Below are 15,854 nucleotides of genomic sequence, written 5' to 3' on the forward strand. Positions count from 1 at the left end.
CCGGGACCTCAGCATGGGCGGCGCCGAGTCGCTATGCTGGCGGCCATGTCCAAAGTCCTCGATGCCTTCTGGCGCGCACTGGGCTACTGCCTGCTTCCGCGCGTGATCTTCCTGTCGCTGCTGCCGGTGCTGCTGCTCGGCAGCCTGGCGTTTGGCCTGGCGTGGTTCTTCTGGGAGCCGGCGATCGAAGGCGTGCGGCAGTTCATGCTCGATACCCCCTTGCTCGCGCCCGTGACCGAGTGGATCGACCAGTTCACCGGCGGCGTCTTCCGCAACGTGATCGGCCCGCTGATCGTCGTGGTGCTGGCGGTGCCGGTGATGATCGTGGCGTCGCTGCTGCTGGTGTCGGTGTTCATGGGCTCGACGGTGGTCAACCTCGTCGCCCGCCGCCGCTTCGAGATGCTGGAGCGCCAGCACGGGGGGCGCTGGTGGCAGGCGCTGTGGTGGTCGCTGGGCTCGACGGTGTTCGCGCTGGCGGTGCTGGTGGTCAGCCTGCCGCTGTGGGTGATCCCGCCGCTGGCGCTGCTGGTGCCGCCGCTGGTGTGGGGCTGGCTGACCTACCGCGTGATGGTCTACGACGCGCTGGCCGACCACGCGACCCACGACGAGCGCCTGGCCGTGATGCGCCGACACCGCACGCCGCTGCTGGTCATCGGCATCGTCTCGGGTTACCTGGGCGCCGCACCGTCGCTGATCTGGGCGATGGGGGCATTGGCGCTGCCGATGATGCCGCTGCTGATCCCGGTGTTCGTCTGGCTCTACACGCTGGTGTTCGTGCTGGCGGCGCTGTGGTTCACGCATTACGGCCTGGCCGCACTTGACGAGCTGCGCCGCGAGCAGGCCGTCGAGGTGCTGCCGCCGGTGGTGACGCCTGCGCCGGCTGCACCTGCCTTGCCCGGCGGCCCGACGGCGGGCTCCGGTTCCGTTCCCGATTCCATCCCACCCATCGCCCTCCCATGAACTTCGGCCTCATCATCATCGGCGACGAGATCCTCTCGGGCAAACGCCAGGACAAGCACCTCGCCAAGGTCATCGAACTGCTGTCGGCCCGCGGGCTCTCACTGGCCTGGAGCACCTACGTCGGCGACGACCCGCGCCGCATCACCGACACGCTGCGCACGGCGTTTGCCAGCGGCGATGTGGTGTTTTCCTGCGGCGGCATCGGCGCCACACCCGACGACCACACCCGGCAGTGCGCGGCCGCCGCGCTCGGCGTGCCGCTGGCGCTGCACCCCGAAGCCCACGAACTCATCATGGAGCGCGTGCGCCAGATGGCCATCGAGAAGGGCTGGAGCGACGACCCGAACCACCCCGACACCATCCACCGCACGAACATGGGCGTCTTCCCGGTCGGCGCGCAGATCATCCCCAACCCGTACAACAAGATCCCCGGCTTCTCGGTCGGTGACGTGCATTTCGTTCCCGGCTTTCCCGTGATGGCGCACCCGATGATCGAGGCGCTGCTCGACACCCGCTATGCGCACCTGCATGGCGGTGGTGTGCAGGAAGAGCGCTCCATCGTCGTCTACGGTTCGATGGAAGCCAGCCTCACGCCGCTGATGATCGACATCGAGGCCCGTTTCGAGGGCATCAAGGTCTTCAGCCTGCCCAGCGTGGACCATCCGGTGCATGGCCGGCACATCGAACTCGGCGTCAAGGGACGCCCGGGTGACCTGCTGCTGCAGGCCTACGCCGCGCTGCGGCAGGGGCTGGACGCGCCGCACATCCATCTGGGCCCTGAAATGGTGCGTTGATGCACTTTGATGGTGCGTTGCGCAACATATGCTGCACTGCGGTGCTCGGGATGGGCCGAATTTCACCAGATGAACCCGAGTCGGCAACAGCTTGCAAAGCGCCTGCACCGTCAAAGGGATCGGGCATGGATTCTGCTACATTCCTTGGCGGTTCTCAGCTTGGCTGATTGCCCTACAAACACCCCCCTTTCTGATCTCGCTACTCGCTAGGAGCCTCCTGATGGCCAAGACCGTCGCCGACGTGATGAAGATGGTGAAGGAAAACGAAGTCAAGTTCGTCGACTTCCGTTTCACCGACACCCGTGGCAAGGAACAGCACGTCTCCGTGCCCGTTTCCCACTTCGATGAAGACAAGTTCACGTCGGGTCACGCATTCGACGGCTCGTCGATCGCGGGTTGGAAGGGCATCGAAGCCTCGGACATGCAGCTCATGCCCGACGCCAACACGGCCAACATCGACCCGTTCTTCGAAGAGACGACGCTGATCCTGACCTGCGACGTCATCGACCCGGCCGACGGCAAGCCCTACGAGCGCGACCCGCGCTCGCTGGCCAAGCGCGCCGAAGCCTACATGCAGTCCACCGGCCTGGGCGACACCGCCTTCTTCGGCCCGGAACCCGAGTTCTTCGTGTTCGACAGCGTGCGCTGGGGTGCGGACATGTCGGGTTCGTTCTGCTCGATCGAGTCGGAAGAAGCCGCCTGGAACACCGGCAAGGACTACGAGCACGGCAACAAGGGCTTCCGCCCGACCGTCAAGGGTGGCTATTTCCCCGTGCCGCCGGTGGATTCGGGCCAGGACATGCGCTCGGAGATGTGCCTGATCCTCGAATCGATGGGCATCCCGGTCGAAGTGCACCACCACGAAGTGGCCAACGCCGGCCAGATGGAAATCGGCACCAAGTTCAGCACGCTGATCCAGCGCGCCGACTGGGTCCAGCTGCAGAAATACATCATCCACAACGTCGCGGGCGCCTATGGCAAGACCGCCACGTTCATGCCGAAGCCGATCGTCGGCGACAACGGTTCGGGCATGCACGTCCACCAGTCGGTGTGGAAGGATGGCGTCAACCTGTTCGCCGGTGACGGCTATGCCGGCCTGAGCGACTTCGCGCTGTACTACATCGGCGGCATCATCAAGCACGCCCGTGCGCTGAACGCGATCACCAACCCCGGCACCAACAGCTACAAGCGCCTGGTCCCGGGCTACGAAGCCCCGGTGAAGCTGGCCTACTCGGCCAAGAACCGCTCGGCCTCGATCCGCATTCCGTACGTCGCCAATCCGAAGGGCCGCCGCGTCGAAGCGCGTTTCCCGGATCCGCTGATGAACCCGTACCTGGGCTTCGCCGCGCTGCTGATGGCCGGTCTGGACGGCGTCGAGAACAAGATCCACCCGGGCGAAGCCGCCACGAAGGATCTGTACCACCTGCCGCCGGAAGAAGACGCGCTGATCCCGACCGTGTGCTCGTCGCTGGAACAGGCACTGGAGTACCTGGACAAGGGCCGCGCGTTCCTGACCAAGGGTGGCGTGTTCACCGACTCGTACATCGATGCCTACATCGAACTGAAGATGCAGGAAGTCCAGCGCATGCGCATGACGACCCATCCGATCGAGTTCGACATGTACTACACCCTGTGATGGGTGTGTGACCGGATCCTGCGCGGTCCGGTGTGTACCAGAGGCGACCTGCGGGTCGCCTTTTTCATGGGCCATACTGCCGCGATGAACACGACTACCCCGCAGCGCGTTCTGCGCATGACGATGGCGGCCGCCTTGGCGGCGGGTGCCGCCACCGCCTTGGCCCAGGAGCGGCCGGTCTACCGCTGCCCCGGCAACCTCTACACCGACCAGTACAGCGCCAAGGAGGCGGCCGAGCTGGGCTGCAAGACGCTGGACGGCGCGCCGGTGACGATCGTGCAGTCGCCCGTGCGGCGTCCGCCGGCCAGTGCTGGCGGCAGCGGCGGGGAGGGGGCGACGGCGCGGCCTGCCGGCAGCAGTGCGGCCCCTGCGGTGCGCGCCAGTGGCGAGATGCGGGTCGATCCTGCGCAGCAGCGCGCCCGCGACAGCGACGCCCGCCGCATCCTGGAGTCCGAACTGGCCAAGGAAGACGAGCGCCTGGCCGCTCTGCGCAAGGACTTCAACAACGGCGAGCCCGAGCGCCGCGGCGACGAACGCAACTACGCGCGTTACCAGGAGCGCGTGGCCGAGATGAAGGCGGCCATCGCCCGCAAGGAGGCCGACATCGCCGCCCTCAAGCGTGAACTCGCCAAGCTGCCCGCACCATGAACCTGACACGCTCCCACGCCCAAGCCCACACCTTCGACGCCTTCGACCACCTGGCCACGATGGTGGCGGTGCTGCGCCGCGACGGCCGCTGCCTCTATGTCAATGCCGCCTTCGAGAGCGTGCTGGGCTTGCCGCGGCGGGCGCTGCAGCGCGGGCGGGTGTTCGACTGGTTCGTCGATCCGGGGACGCTGAAGGTCACCTTCGATTCGGTCGTGGCCAACGAGTTCGCGACTGCCCGGCTCGAAGCGCTGCTGCGCCGGCCGCCCGGTGCGGCGTCCAGCGAGCCGCTGCCGGTCCATGCCATCGTGACCCAGATCGACCATGGCGAGCAGGTGCTGCTGGAGCTGGTCGAGATCGAGCAGCAGACCCGCCAGGACCGCGAGACCCGCACCCTCGACCAGGCCCGCATCACCAAGGAGCTGATCCGCAACCTCGCCCACGAGATCAAGAACCCGCTGGGCGGCATCCGCGGCGCCGCCCAGCTGCTGGAGATGGACCTGGAGAGCAAGGCGCTGCGCGAATACACCCAGGTCATCATCCACGAGGCCGACCGGCTGCAGGCGCTGGTGGACCGGCTGCTCGCGCCACACCGCCGCCCGCACATGGTCGCGGACGTCAACATCCATGAAGTGCTGGAGCGGGTGCGTTCGCTGATCCTGGCCGAGTTCCCGAAGGGCCTGTCGGTGCAGCGCGACTACGACATCTCGCTGCCCGAGTTCCGCGGCGACGGCGAGCAGCTGATCCAGGCGGTGCTCAACATCGCCCACAACGCCGCCCAGGCACTGGCCCATCGGCGCATGGACGACGGCGATGCGCGCATCGTGCTGCGCACCCGTGCAGCGCGGCAGGTCACGATCGGGCGCCAGCGCTATCGGCTGGCATTGGAATTGCATATCGAAGACAACGGACCTGGCGTGCCACCCGAGATCCGTGATCGCATCTTCTTCCCGCTGGTCTCCGGCCGGGAAGGGGGCTCAGGCCTCGGGCTGACGCTGGCACAGGACTTCATCCAGCAGCACCACGGCCTGATCGAATGCGAGAGCGAACCCGGGTGCACGCTGTTCAAGATACAGATTCCTCTGCCCTGAGCGCACCCGCCCATGAAACCCATCTGGATCGTTGACGACGACCAATCCATCCGCTTCGTGCTGGAGAAGGCCCTCGCCCGTGAAGACCTGCCCGTGCGCAGCTTCACCAATGCCCGTGATGTGCTGGCCGCGCTGGAAGACGATGCGCCGCAGGTGCTGGTGAGCGACATCCGCATGCCGGGTGGCACGGGCATCGACCTGCTGGCCAAGGTCAAGGTGCGCCACCCGGGCCTGCCCGTCATCATCATGACGGCCTATTCCGATCTGGACAGCGCCGTGTCGGCGTTCCAGAGCGGGGCCTTCGAATACCTGCCCAAGCCTTTCGATCTGCCCAAGGCGGTGGCGCTGATCCGGCGCGCGGTGGACGAGAGCCTGCGCGAGGAAAGCGTCGACGAAGCCACGACCGAGGTGCCCGAGATGCTCGGCCAGGCGCCGGCCATGCAGGACGTCTTCCGCGCCATCGGCCGGCTCAGCCAGAGCAATGTCACGGTGCTGATCACCGGGGAATCCGGCTCGGGCAAGGAGCTGGTGGCGCGGGCGCTGCACAAGCACAGCCTGCGCGCAGGGGGACCATTTGTCGCGATCAACACCGCGGCGATCCCGAAGGATCTGCTGGAAAGCGAACTCTTCGGCCATGAGCGCGGCGCCTTCACCGGCGCGCAGGCCACCCGCCGCGGCCGCTTCGAGCAGGCCGAAGGCGGCACGCTCTTCCTCGACGAGATCGGCGACATGCCGTTCGACCTGCAGACGCGGCTGCTGCGGGTGCTGTCGGACGGCCAGTTCTACCGGGTCGGTGGGCACCAGCCGCTGAAGTCGAACGTGCGCGTGATCGCCGCGACCCACCAGCATCTGGAAGAGCGGGTGCGCGACGGCGCCTTCCGCGAAGACCTCTTCCACCGCCTGAACGTCATCCGCCTGCGTCTGCCCGCCCTGCGCGAGCGGCGCGAGGACATCCCGGCGCTGGCCCGCCATTTCATGCAGCGCAGTGCCAAGGAGCTGGGCGTCGAGCCCAAGCGCATCTCGGATCTCGCGCTGCAGCAGATCGCTCTGTTCGACTTTCCCGGGAATGTCCGCCAGCTCGAAAACCTCTGCCACTGGCTGACCGTGATGGCGCCGGCGCAGACCATCGACCCCAAGGATCTGCCGCCCGAGGTCCAGGCGCATGTCCATGCGCTGAGCCTGCAGTCGCAGGTGTCTGCTGCCGTGCACGCCGGGGGAGCGGGGTCCGCGGGCCAGGCCTCCGCGTCCGTGTCGGCGGCCGCCCCCATGTTCGTGGGCGGACTGGCGGGAGGCGCTCCGGTGGGCGAGAAATCGGTGTCGACGTCATCGTCGGCCTCAGGATCGGGATCAACCTCGGCGGAGGTCTGGCTCGACGATCTCGAACGCGAAGCCCGTGTGCTGCTGGAGAAGGGCCACACGCAGGTCTGGGATGACCTGACCCGTCTCTTCGAGGGACGGCTGATCCAGACGGCGCTGTCCATCACCAAGGGCCGGCGCATCGAAGCCGCCCACAAGCTGGGCATCGGGCGCAACACGATCACGCGCAAGATCCAGGAGCTGGGGCTCGATTGAATCTTGCGCTGGTCGGGTTTGACCTGCCTCAACAGTCAGACGGCCGACATGGGCGACAGTGCAAGCAGATTCTTTCCCGCTTGCTGTTCGACCTGCACAGATTGCCGCCCATGGAGATGTATTCCCCCCTCGCGGGGCCCTGGCCCCGGCCCCGCCGCCGTCTGTCCGGTGCGCCGCCCGCTGCAGCCGATCCTGTGCCTTGGCTGAGGGTGCTGTCCGCGTCCACGCTGTCGTCGGCCGATGTGGAGCTGCTGATGCGGCTGGCCCACCGCCGCGAAGTGTCCGCCGGAGACGCCGTGCTCGACCGCAGCGGCCCCGCACAGGCGCTGGTCCTGCTGCTCTCCGGTGATGTCGTGCTGGGGTCGCGTGCCCCGGACGGCGGACTGCGCACCGAGCGCAGCCTGACCGGGCCGGCCTGGCTGGATGTCAGTGCCGCCTGGCTCGGACAGCCCTACGCCATGGAGGCCCAGGCGCTGTCCGACGTGGTCGTGGCCGATCTGCCGCTCGACGCGGTGCGGGACGAGATGCCCAGCCACCCGACGCTGGCCCAGCAGTTCTGCGAGACGCTGGCGCAGCAGGTCGAGCAGATGACGATGGCGTCGCGCAACCTGCTGCACAACGATGCACCGGCCCGGCTGGCGCAGTGGCTGCTGCAGCGCCTGCCGCAAGTCAGTGGCCAGGCCGAGTTGCGCCTGCAGGAGCGCAAGCGCGACATCGCCCAGCAACTGGCCATGTCGCCCGAAACCCTGTCGCGGCTGATGCGCAGCTTCGAGTCGCGCGGCGTGCTGTCGGTGCGCGGCTACCAGGTGCAGGTGCGCGACGTGGACGAGCTGCGCGCGTTGGCCGGCTCGGTGGCTTGAGGGTTCAGTCGAGTTCGATGCCGGGGTGGTAGTCCGCCGCGGCGATCACCTTCCAGCGCCCCGCCAGCATGGCCCCGCTCAGGGCCGCCGCGCCACAGGCGGCCACCACGCTCCAGTGCGTCAGCCATTGGCCGTCATACGCCCCGAACATGCTGGCGCGGAACGCCCGGACCACCCAGGTGAACGGCAGGTAGGGGTGAATCGCCTGGAAGAAGGGCGTGCTCAGCTCGATGGGCAAGGTCGCCCCGGCCGAGGACAGCTGCACGATCAGCAGGAAGATGCCCAGCACCTTGCCCAGCTCGCCGAACCAGCGCACCAGCGCGAACAGGATGAGCAGGAAGGTCAGCGAGGCCGCCGCGACCGTGGCGATGAACGGCCCCAGGGCATGGATGCGGATGTCGAGAACGCCCATCATCATCGCCACCATCACCGCCGACTGACCCAGCACCACGGCCATCGGCCAGACCAGCTTGCCCGTCACCTGCGATGACCGCCGCAGGCCCAGCGCGTTGTCGGGCAGGCGCCGCAGGCTGAACAGCAGGGCGGCCGTCACGGCACCGATCCACAGGGACATGGGGACAAAGTTCGGCGCGAATCCCGCGCCGTCGCTGCCCACGGGCGCGTTGATCTCCAGTTGGGGCTCGACCGAGTCGGCCAGGCCGCGGGCGCTGCCTTCCGGCATCGGCAGATCCCCCGGCAAGGCGCCAGCCAGCAGTGCCAGTCCATCGCGCAGCTGTGCGCTGCCCGTGTCCAGCCGGGTCAATCCGGCGGACAGCTGGGCATGACCGTTCTGCAGCTTGCGCAGGCCCTCGTTCAGGGCCAGCGTGCCGACGCCGAGTTGCTGTGCGCCATTGGGCAGGGCGTCGACGCGGCTGTCCTCGGGGAGCGCCGTGGTGATCTGGTGCAGTGTCTGGCTGAACTGCGTGAACCCGCCTGTCACGGTCTGGATGCCGGTCTGCAGCTGTTGGGTGCCGCTGATCAGGCGCTGCTGCTGGTCGCGGGCCTGCACCAGACCCAGCCCGAGCAGCTCGGCGCCGTGGCCGAGCGCCTGAGCACCTTCGGCCAGGCCATCGCCGACCAGCGGGATCGGTGCCGCGCTGCGCTGCAGCTCCTGGGCGCCGGCCTGCAGCTGGCGGGTGCCGTGGTGGAGCTGGTCGAGGCCGGCGCCCAGCTCGGTCTGGCCCTGGACCAGGCGCTGCACGCCGGTTTTCAGCGGGTCGAAGTCGGCGCTGGCCGGGCGGTGTGCGTCGAGCGCGCGCAGGCTGCCGGTCAACTGGCGCCAGCCGCCGGCGAACTGGGTGCTGGCGTCGGCGAGCTGCAGGGCACCACGGTGGACCTGCGCCACCGACTCCCCCGCCTTGCCGAGGCCCAGCGTCAGCTCGCCGGCCCCTTGCCGTGCCTGGTGTGCGCCTTCGGCCAGCAGCTGGCTGCCATCGCGCAGCTGCCGGACCCGTTCGCGCAGGGTCGCCAGGTTCAGCTGGGAGCCCTGCGTCGAGGTCAGCACCATGTCCCAGCGCTGCTCGTTGAGCGCTTCGTTGACGCGGTGGGCCAGCTCCGGCGCAAAGCGCTTGGCAAAGCCGGCTGCGCTGTAGTTGTTGCCCTCCGAGGTGTAGATCAGCAGCTTGGCAGCCCCCGCCTCGCGACCCGGCACGGCCCGCTCGCTGAAGTCCGGCGGAATCAGCACGGCAAAGCTCAGCTCGCCGCGGCGCACGGCTTGCCGGGCCGCTTCGCTGTCGTCGAAGCGCTGCCACTGGAACATGCCTTGCCGCAGCAGCGTCTGGCTGACGTCCTCTCCCATGCGGGTGGTGACGCCGCGGAAGGTCACGCCCGTGTCCGCATTGACCAGACCGGCCCGCAAGGCACTGGTGCGGGCACTCGGCTCCCACATGCTCCACAGGCAGATCAGTGCATAGAGCGCCGGGATGAACAGCGCACCGACCACCGCGACGGCGAAGCGACGGTCCCGGGCCAGTAACGCCCAGTCCGCCCGGGCCAGCAGCAGCACGCCGCGCCACCAGCCGGTTGTCTGGTCGTCTGTCGGGTCGCCTTGTCTTCGATGCATCGTTCTCACAATCACAAGTCTGGCCTTTGCCTGCCTTCTCGGCTTTAGCACTCACTGAGTACGAGTGCTAAACTGGTCGGGAACTCCCGGACGCAAGCACAGTCTATGTCCACCATGCAACTGCAATCTTCATCTTCCACCGCAATTTCCTTGCGTGACCCGTGGGCCCTGGTGCCTTCGCTCGGCAATCTGGAGGCCTACATCAGCGCCGTCAACCGGCTGCCGATGCTGACGGCCGAGGAAGAATCGAGCCTGGCGCGCAAGCTGCGGGACAAGCAAGATCTGGACGCTGCCGGCCGGCTGGTGCTGTCGCACCTGCGGCTGGTGGTGTCGGTGGCCCGCCAGTACCTGGGCTACGGCCTGCCGCACGGTGACCTGATCCAGGAAGGCAATGTCGGCCTGATGAAGGCCGTCAAGCGCTTCGACCCCGAGCAGGGCGTGCGCCTGGTCAGCTATGCATTGCACTGGATCAAGGCCGAGATCCACGAATACATCCTGAAGAACTGGCGCATGGTCAAGGTGGCCACCACCAAGGCCCAGCGCAAGCTGTTCTTCAATCTGCGGTCGATGAAGCGCCAGTTCAAGGGTGAAGCCGCCGAAGGCGACACCCACCGCGCCGGTCTGTCCGACGCCGAGATCGACAAGGTCGCCGCGCAGCTCAACGTCAAGCGCGAGGAAGTCATCGAGATGGAGACCCGCTTCGCCGGCGGCGACGTGGCGCTCGACCCCAGCGGCGATGACGACGAAGACAACGCCCATGCCCCGATCGCCTACCTGACCGACGACCGCCACGAGCCGACCCGTGCGATCGAGGCCCGCCACCGGGACGAACTCGCCGGTCCGGGCCTGCTGCGTGCCCTCGACACGCTCGATGCCCGCAGTCGCCGCATCGTCGAGGAGCGCTGGCTCAAGGTCAACGACGATGGCTCCGGCGGTCTGACGCTGCACGATCTGGCGGCCGAATACGGCGTCAGCGCCGAGCGCATCCGCCAGATCGAGGTCGCCGCGATGAAGAAGATGAAGAAGGCGCTGGTCGAGACCGCCTGACCGGAAGAGCCGTCTGCGCTCACGCCTGCAGCGCATCCCGCGCTGCAGAGAACGCCCGCCAGAACCCCGCCTCCTGCGCCGTCGCGAAGTTGATCCGCATGCGCGTGCTCGGCTGGCGGCGGGCGTGGAACAGACTGCCGGGCGCCATCAGCCAGTCGGCGTCGAGCAGACGCTGGGCGAGTTGCTCGGTGTCCACGCCCGTCTCGACCCAGCCGAACAGCCCCTGTGGCGGACAGACAAAGCTGCAGCCCGCCCCGAGTGTGAGCTGGACGCTGCGGTTGCGTGCCGCGTCCAGCCGGGCGTAGACCCGCTCGGCGTGGCGGCGCAGCTGCCCCTGCTCCAGACAGACGGCTACCGCCTGCTCCAGCAGCGCGGGCGTCGTCAGGCTCGACAGCAGCTTCACGTCGATCAGCCGCTCCACCTGCGACTCCGGCGCCGCGACATAGCCGACGCGCCAGCCCGGCGCCAGGATTTTCGAGAAGCCGCTGACGTAGAAGGTGCGGCGCAGGCCGTCGAGCGCCGACAGGCGCGGGGCGTGTGCCGGGGCGAGGTGGGCGTAGGTGTCGTCCTCCAGGATCTGCAGGTCGTGGTCCTGCGCGAGCTGCAGCAGGCGGTGCGCGGTGGACAGGCTCAGCATCCCGCCGGTCGGGTTGTGCAGCACCGAGACGGTCACATACAGCCGCGGGCGGTGCTCCCGCGCCAGCGCATCCATCACGGCCAGATCGGGGCCGTCCGGGCCGCGCGGCACCGGCAGCAGGCGCATGCCGAGGTGCGTCAGCCGGGCATATTCGACCGACCATCCGGGCTCGTCGACCAGCACCGCGTCCCCAGGCGTGAGCAGCGTGCGTGACACCAGATCGAGCGCCTGCGTCGCCCCCATGGCGGTGATGATCTGCGACGGTGCAGCGCGCACGCCGAAGTCGGCGATGCGGTCGGACAGCGCGGCGCGCAAGCGCGGATCGCCGGCCGGCTCGCCGTACTGCAGCGAGGCGGCGGCGTCGCCGAGGCCACGGTCTTCGCCCAGCACCTTGCGCAATGCGGCGTGCAGCATCGGCAGGTCGAGCCAGCTCGGCGGCAGTGTGCCCAGGCCCGGACCCGGGCGCTGGCTGTTGCGGCCGAGCATGCCGCGGATCAGCGCGCTGGCGTCGAAGGGGACCGAGCGTGGGGTCGGGGGCTCTGCGGTCCGGCTGGCCGGCAGATCGCGCCGCAGTTCGCGCACGAAGAAGCCACGCTGCCGGCGCGCTTCGACCAGCCCCTGTGCGAGCAGCTGGTCATAGGCCGCCACGACGGTGTGCGGGCTCACCGCGTACCGCTGTGCGCAGTCGCGCACCGAGGGCAGCCGGGCGCCGGGCGAGAGCAGGCGGTGGCGGATCTGCTGGGCGAAATGGGCGGCGAGCTGTTCGGCCAGGGTCTGGTCGCTGTGGCGGCTGAGCTGGGGCGGGTTCATGGCAGAGACATGGCAGGGCGGAGTGCGGTGGAATGTGTCGCTGCAGCGACCAATACAGCAGTGAACAGTATCGGGGTGAAGTGTACTGGTACTGTGCTGCTATGACGTTCTAGACTGGTGCCCATGCTGTCCTTGTTGCCCACGTCCTCGATCACTGCCTCCGACTATCTCGCCTTGCTGGCGCTGGGCACGGCCATGTCGTTCACGCCCGGCCCCAACACGACGCTGTCGACCGCGCTGGCGGCGAACCTCGGCCTGCGCCGGGCGCTGCGCTTCTGTCTGGCGGTGCCGGTGGGCTGGGCGCTGATGCTGGGACTGTGCAGCGTCGGGCTGGGGGCGGCGATCGCTGCGCAGCCGATGTTGCGGCTGGGCATCAAGGCGCTCGGCCTGGGCTATCTGCTCTGGCTGGCGTGGAAGCTCACGCGCACAGCGCAGCTCGGCCAGGCCGATGCTGCGCGTCTGCAAGTGGGTTTCTGGCAGGGCGTGGCGCTGCAGTTCGTCAACATCAAGGGCTGGATGTTCGCGCTGTCCGTGACGGCCGGCTGGGTGCTGCCGGGGCCGGTGGGCGAGCGGCTGCTGGTGGTGCTGCCGACCATGGCCGCCTTTGCCTTCACGAGCAACTTCACCTATGCGCTGGTCGGCGCACTGCTGCGGGGCTGGCTGGCGCGAGGGGCGCGGCTGCTGTGGTTCAACCGGGGCATGGCCGGGGTCCTGGTGCTGACCGCCGTGTGGATGGGGCAAGCATGAAGAACCTGTCGGTCGAGAACCGCGGCCTGCTGCTCGGGCTGCTGGGCGTGGCGATCTTCGCCCTGACGCTGCCGATGACGCGGCTGGCGGTCGGCCCCGGCGAGGCGCCGCAGTTGCCGCCGCTGTTCGTCACGGCCGGGCGGGCGGCGGGCGCGGCGCTGCTGAGCGCGGTCTACCTCTGGCTGACCCGTGCGCCGTGGCCGACGCGGCGGGATGTCCTGCCGCTGGCGGTGGCCGCGCTGGGCACGGTGCTGGGTTTTCCGCTCTTCATCGCGCTGGCGCTGCGCCAGGTGCCGTCGATGCACGCGGCCGTCATCACCGGCGTGCTGCCGCTGTGCACGGCGGCGGTGGCTGCGTGGCACCTGCGCCAGCGGCCGTCGAACGGATTCTGGGTGTGCGCTGTGCTGGGCTGCGCGCTGGTGCTGGGGTTTGCGGCGGTGCAGGGCGGCGGGCATCTGGTCGCGGCGGACGGCCTGCTGCTGGGCGCGATGCTGAGTGCCGCGGTCGGCTATGTCGCCGGCGCGCAGCTCTCGGCGCGCTGGCGGGCCGAGCATGTGATCTCCTGGGTGCTGGTCATCAGCCTGCCGATGACGCTGCCGGTGGCGTGGTGGGTGCGGCCTGCTGTGCCGGCCGACATTTCCGCAGCGGCCTGGGGCGGCTTTGCCTATGTCACGGTGTTCTCGATGTGGCTGGGCTTCTTCGCCTGGTTCCGCGGGCTGGCGCTGGGCGGCATGGTGCGGGTCAGCCAGGTGCAGATGGTGCAACCCTTTCTTTCCCTGCTGCTGGCGGTGCCGGTGCTGGGCGAGCCTTTGCAGATGTCGACGCTGGTGTTCGCCGTCGCGGTGGTCGCGGTGGTGTTCATCGGTAAGAGAATGGCGGTCCACAAGGAACCACGCGCATGACTTTCGAACTCCCCCTCTGGAACCCCGCCCGCCGCGCGGCGCGGATGAACCCGTCCATCCTGCGCGAGATCCTCAAGGTCACCGACCGGCCAGGCATCCTGTCGATGGCCGGCGGCCTGCCGTCGCCGGACACCTTCCCGGTCGAGGCCATGCGGGCGGCCTGCGACAAGGTGCTGCGCGAGACGCCGCGCGAGGCGCTCCAGTACGCCGCCAGCGAGGGCTTCACGCCGCTGCGCGAGTGGGTGGCCAGCCACCTGCGCGGCCAGGGCATGACCGTCGACGCCGACCAGGTGCTCATCACCACCGGCTCGCAGCAGGGGCTGGACCTCGTGGCCAAGGTGCTGGTCGATGCCGGTGCGCCGGTTGCGGTCGAGGCGCCGACCTACCTGGGCGCCCTGCAGGCCTTCGCGCCGATGGAGCCGATCTTCGCCAGCATCCCGAGCGACGCGGACGGGCCGTTGCCGGAGGCGGTGGCCGCGCTGCCCCACGATGCGCCCGGCACGCGGTTCATGTATGTGCTGCCCAATTTCCAGAATCCGAGCGGCCGTGTCATGCCCGAGGCGCGGCGCGAGGCGCTGATCGCCGCGGCGAAGCAGGCCCGCGTGCCGCTGGTCGAGGACAACCCCTACGGCGACCTCTGGTACGACACGCCGCCACCGAAGACGCTGGCCGCGCGCTGGCCCGAGGGCGTGATCTACCTGGGCTCGTTCTCGAAGGTGCTGGCGCCGGGTCTGCGCCTGGGCTATGTGGTGGCGCCGCGCGAACTCTTCCCCAAGCTGCTGCAGGCCAAGCAGGCGGCCGATCTGCACACGCCCGGCTTCAACCAGCGCGTCGTGCACGAGGTGATCCGCGATGGTTTCCTCGACCAGCACGTCCCCACCATCCGCGACCGCTACCGCGCCCAGCGCGACGCGATGCGCGAGGCCCTGACGCAGCATCTGCCGCCCGGCAGCGTGTGGCAGGCGCCGAGCGGCGGCATGTTCTGCTGGGTGCGGCTGCCTGAGGGCTGTGACGCCGTGGCCTTGCTGCCGAAGGCGGTCGACGAGGGCGTGGCCTTCGTCCCTGGCGCGGCCTTCTATGCCCACGCGCCTGATCCGCGCACGGTGCGCCTGTCGTTCGTGACGCTGACGCCGGACCAGATCCACACTGCCGTGGCCATCCTCGGCAGGGTGCTGAAACGCCACCTGACCGAGGACCAGCCGGAGCCGACGCCGTGAACAACCCCCCGCGTGACCGTCGCACGGTCGTGCTCGATGTCTTCACCGCGGAGCCGCTGAAGGGCAATTCGCTGGCGGTCGTCGTCGACGCCGAGGGCTTGAGCGAAGCGCAGATGGCGGCGTATGCACGCTGGACCAACCTGTCCGAGACCACCTTCCTGCTGCCGCCGACCGATCCGCAGGCGGATTACCGGGTGCGCATCTTCACGCCGGGTGGCGAGTTGCCGTTCGCGGGGCATCCGACGCTGGGCAGCTGTCAGGCGTGGCGGGATGCAGGCGGCGTGCCGCGGCAGGCAGGTGTCGTGGTGCAGGAGTGCGGCGTCGGGCTGGTGCGGGTACGGCAGGTTGACGGTGGCGCAAATCGTCTGGCCTTCGCCGCGCCGCCGCTGCGGCGCAGCGGCCCGGCCGAGCCTGAGGTGGTCGCGCAGGTGCTGCGTGCGCTGCGGCTGTCGGCCGATGCGGTGCTGCAGGTCGAGTGGATCGACAACGGCCCTGGCTGGCTCGGGGTGCGTCTGCACGACGCTGCGGCCGTGCGTGCGCTGGCACCGGATTTTGCGGCGATGCGCGGGCTCAATGTCGGCGTGGTCGGTGCATGGCCGGCCGGCGGAGAGGTCGATGTGGAGGTGCGGGCCTTCGTGCCAGACCTCGGCGTGCCGGAAGATCCGGTCACGGGCAGCCTGAACGCCGGTCTCGCCCAGTGGCTGATCGGCACCGGACAACTGCCGGCGCGCTATGTCGCCGGGCAGGGCCACGCGCTGGGGCGCGATGGCCGGGTGCATGTCGAGCGCATCGCCGAGGGCGACTGGGCCGGTGTGTGGATCGCCGGGGACGTGACGCGCTGCATCACCGGAACGCTGCGGCTGTGAGCCGCGGG

The 15,854-nt window shown here is 69.0% G+C and carries 14 protein-coding genes; 12 read left to right on the forward strand and 2 right to left on the reverse strand.

Features of this window, described 5'->3' with window-relative positions:
* Positions 1–45 precede the first annotated feature (45 nt).
* The 7 genes from U5O44_RS14570 to U5O44_RS14600 all read left to right on the forward strand — a co-directional run bounded on the left by U5O44_RS14570 (position 46) and on the right by U5O44_RS14600 (position 7,558).
* Positions 46–960 carry an EI24 domain-containing protein gene (locus U5O44_RS14570; protein WP_322589175.1) on the forward strand — a complete coding sequence of 305 codons (915 nt, stop codon included), beginning with the start codon at positions 46–48 and terminating at the stop codon, positions 958–960.
* A complete protein-coding gene (locus U5O44_RS14575; RefSeq protein WP_322589176.1) occupies positions 957–1,754 on the forward strand; it encodes a competence/damage-inducible protein A in 798 nt (265 codons plus the stop codon). Before U5O44_RS14570 ends, U5O44_RS14575 begins: the two co-directional genes overlap by 4 nt.
* Positions 1,755–1,974: 220 nt before the next feature.
* Positions 1,975–3,390: a type I glutamate--ammonia ligase gene (glnA, locus tag U5O44_RS14580; RefSeq protein WP_322589177.1), complete on the forward strand. Its 1,416-nt coding sequence runs from the start codon at positions 1,975–1,977 to the stop codon at positions 3,388–3,390.
* Between the two features lie 84 nt (positions 3,391–3,474).
* On the forward strand, positions 3,475–4,038 hold the full coding sequence (locus U5O44_RS14585; RefSeq protein ID WP_322589178.1) for a hypothetical protein: 564 nt from the start codon (positions 3,475–3,477) through the stop codon (positions 4,036–4,038).
* Positions 4,035–5,126, forward strand: a complete 1,092-nt coding sequence (gene glnL, locus U5O44_RS14590; protein WP_322589179.1) for a nitrogen regulation protein NR(II) — start codon at positions 4,035–4,037, stop codon at positions 5,124–5,126. Before U5O44_RS14585 ends, glnL begins: the two co-directional genes overlap by 4 nt.
* Positions 5,127–5,138: 12 nt before the next feature.
* Positions 5,139–6,698: a nitrogen regulation protein NR(I) gene (ntrC, locus tag U5O44_RS14595; protein WP_322589180.1), complete on the forward strand. Its 1,560-nt coding sequence runs from the start codon at positions 5,139–5,141 to the stop codon at positions 6,696–6,698.
* Between the two features lie 194 nt (positions 6,699–6,892).
* On the forward strand, positions 6,893–7,558 hold the full coding sequence (locus U5O44_RS14600) for a Crp/Fnr family transcriptional regulator (RefSeq protein WP_322589181.1): 666 nt from the start codon (positions 6,893–6,895) through the stop codon (positions 7,556–7,558).
* A gap of 4 nt (positions 7,559–7,562) precedes the next feature.
* Here U5O44_RS14600 and U5O44_RS14605 read toward each other — a convergent pair whose 3' ends face one another.
* Positions 7,563–9,620 carry a YhgE/Pip domain-containing protein gene (locus U5O44_RS14605; RefSeq protein WP_322589182.1) on the reverse strand — a complete coding sequence of 686 codons (2,058 nt, stop codon included), beginning with the start codon at positions 9,618–9,620 and terminating at the stop codon, positions 7,563–7,565.
* A gap of 114 nt (positions 9,621–9,734) precedes the next feature.
* Here U5O44_RS14605 and rpoH point away from each other — a divergent pair, with 114 nt between their 5' ends.
* Entirely contained in the window at positions 9,735–10,667 is a 933-nt protein-coding gene (gene rpoH / locus U5O44_RS14610) for an RNA polymerase sigma factor RpoH (protein WP_322590500.1), read from the forward strand.
* A gap of 19 nt (positions 10,668–10,686) precedes the next feature.
* Here rpoH and U5O44_RS14615 read toward each other — a convergent pair whose 3' ends face one another.
* On the reverse strand, positions 10,687–12,114 hold the full coding sequence (locus U5O44_RS14615; RefSeq protein WP_322589183.1) for an aminotransferase-like domain-containing protein: 1,428 nt from the start codon (positions 12,112–12,114) through the stop codon (positions 10,687–10,689).
* A gap of 123 nt (positions 12,115–12,237) precedes the next feature.
* Here U5O44_RS14615 and U5O44_RS14620 point away from each other — a divergent pair, with 123 nt between their 5' ends.
* Genes U5O44_RS14620 through U5O44_RS14635 form a run of 4 tightly spaced genes read left to right on the forward strand, consistent with a single transcriptional unit; the run spans position 12,238 to position 15,846 of the window.
* Entirely contained in the window at positions 12,238–12,861 is a 624-nt protein-coding gene (locus U5O44_RS14620) for a LysE family translocator (RefSeq protein ID WP_416222182.1), read from the forward strand.
* A complete protein-coding gene (locus U5O44_RS14625) occupies positions 12,858–13,763 on the forward strand; it encodes a DMT family transporter (RefSeq protein WP_322589184.1) in 906 nt (301 codons plus the stop codon). The genes U5O44_RS14620 and U5O44_RS14625 overlap by 4 nt, the downstream gene beginning before the upstream one ends.
* Complete coding sequence (locus U5O44_RS14630; RefSeq protein ID WP_322589185.1) at positions 13,760–14,980, forward strand: aminotransferase-like domain-containing protein; 1,221 nt, start codon at positions 13,760–13,762, stop codon at positions 14,978–14,980. The genes U5O44_RS14625 and U5O44_RS14630 overlap by 4 nt, the downstream gene beginning before the upstream one ends.
* On the forward strand, positions 14,977–15,846 hold the full coding sequence (locus U5O44_RS14635; RefSeq protein WP_322589186.1) for a PhzF family phenazine biosynthesis protein: 870 nt from the start codon (positions 14,977–14,979) through the stop codon (positions 15,844–15,846). The genes U5O44_RS14630 and U5O44_RS14635 overlap by 4 nt, the downstream gene beginning before the upstream one ends.
* Positions 15,847–15,854 lie beyond the last annotated feature (8 nt).

Origin of the sequence: Sphaerotilus sp., assembly GCF_034519685.1 — a bacterium.
In the GTDB taxonomy this organism is placed as follows: Bacteria; Pseudomonadota; Gammaproteobacteria; order Burkholderiales; family Burkholderiaceae_C; genus Sphaerotilus.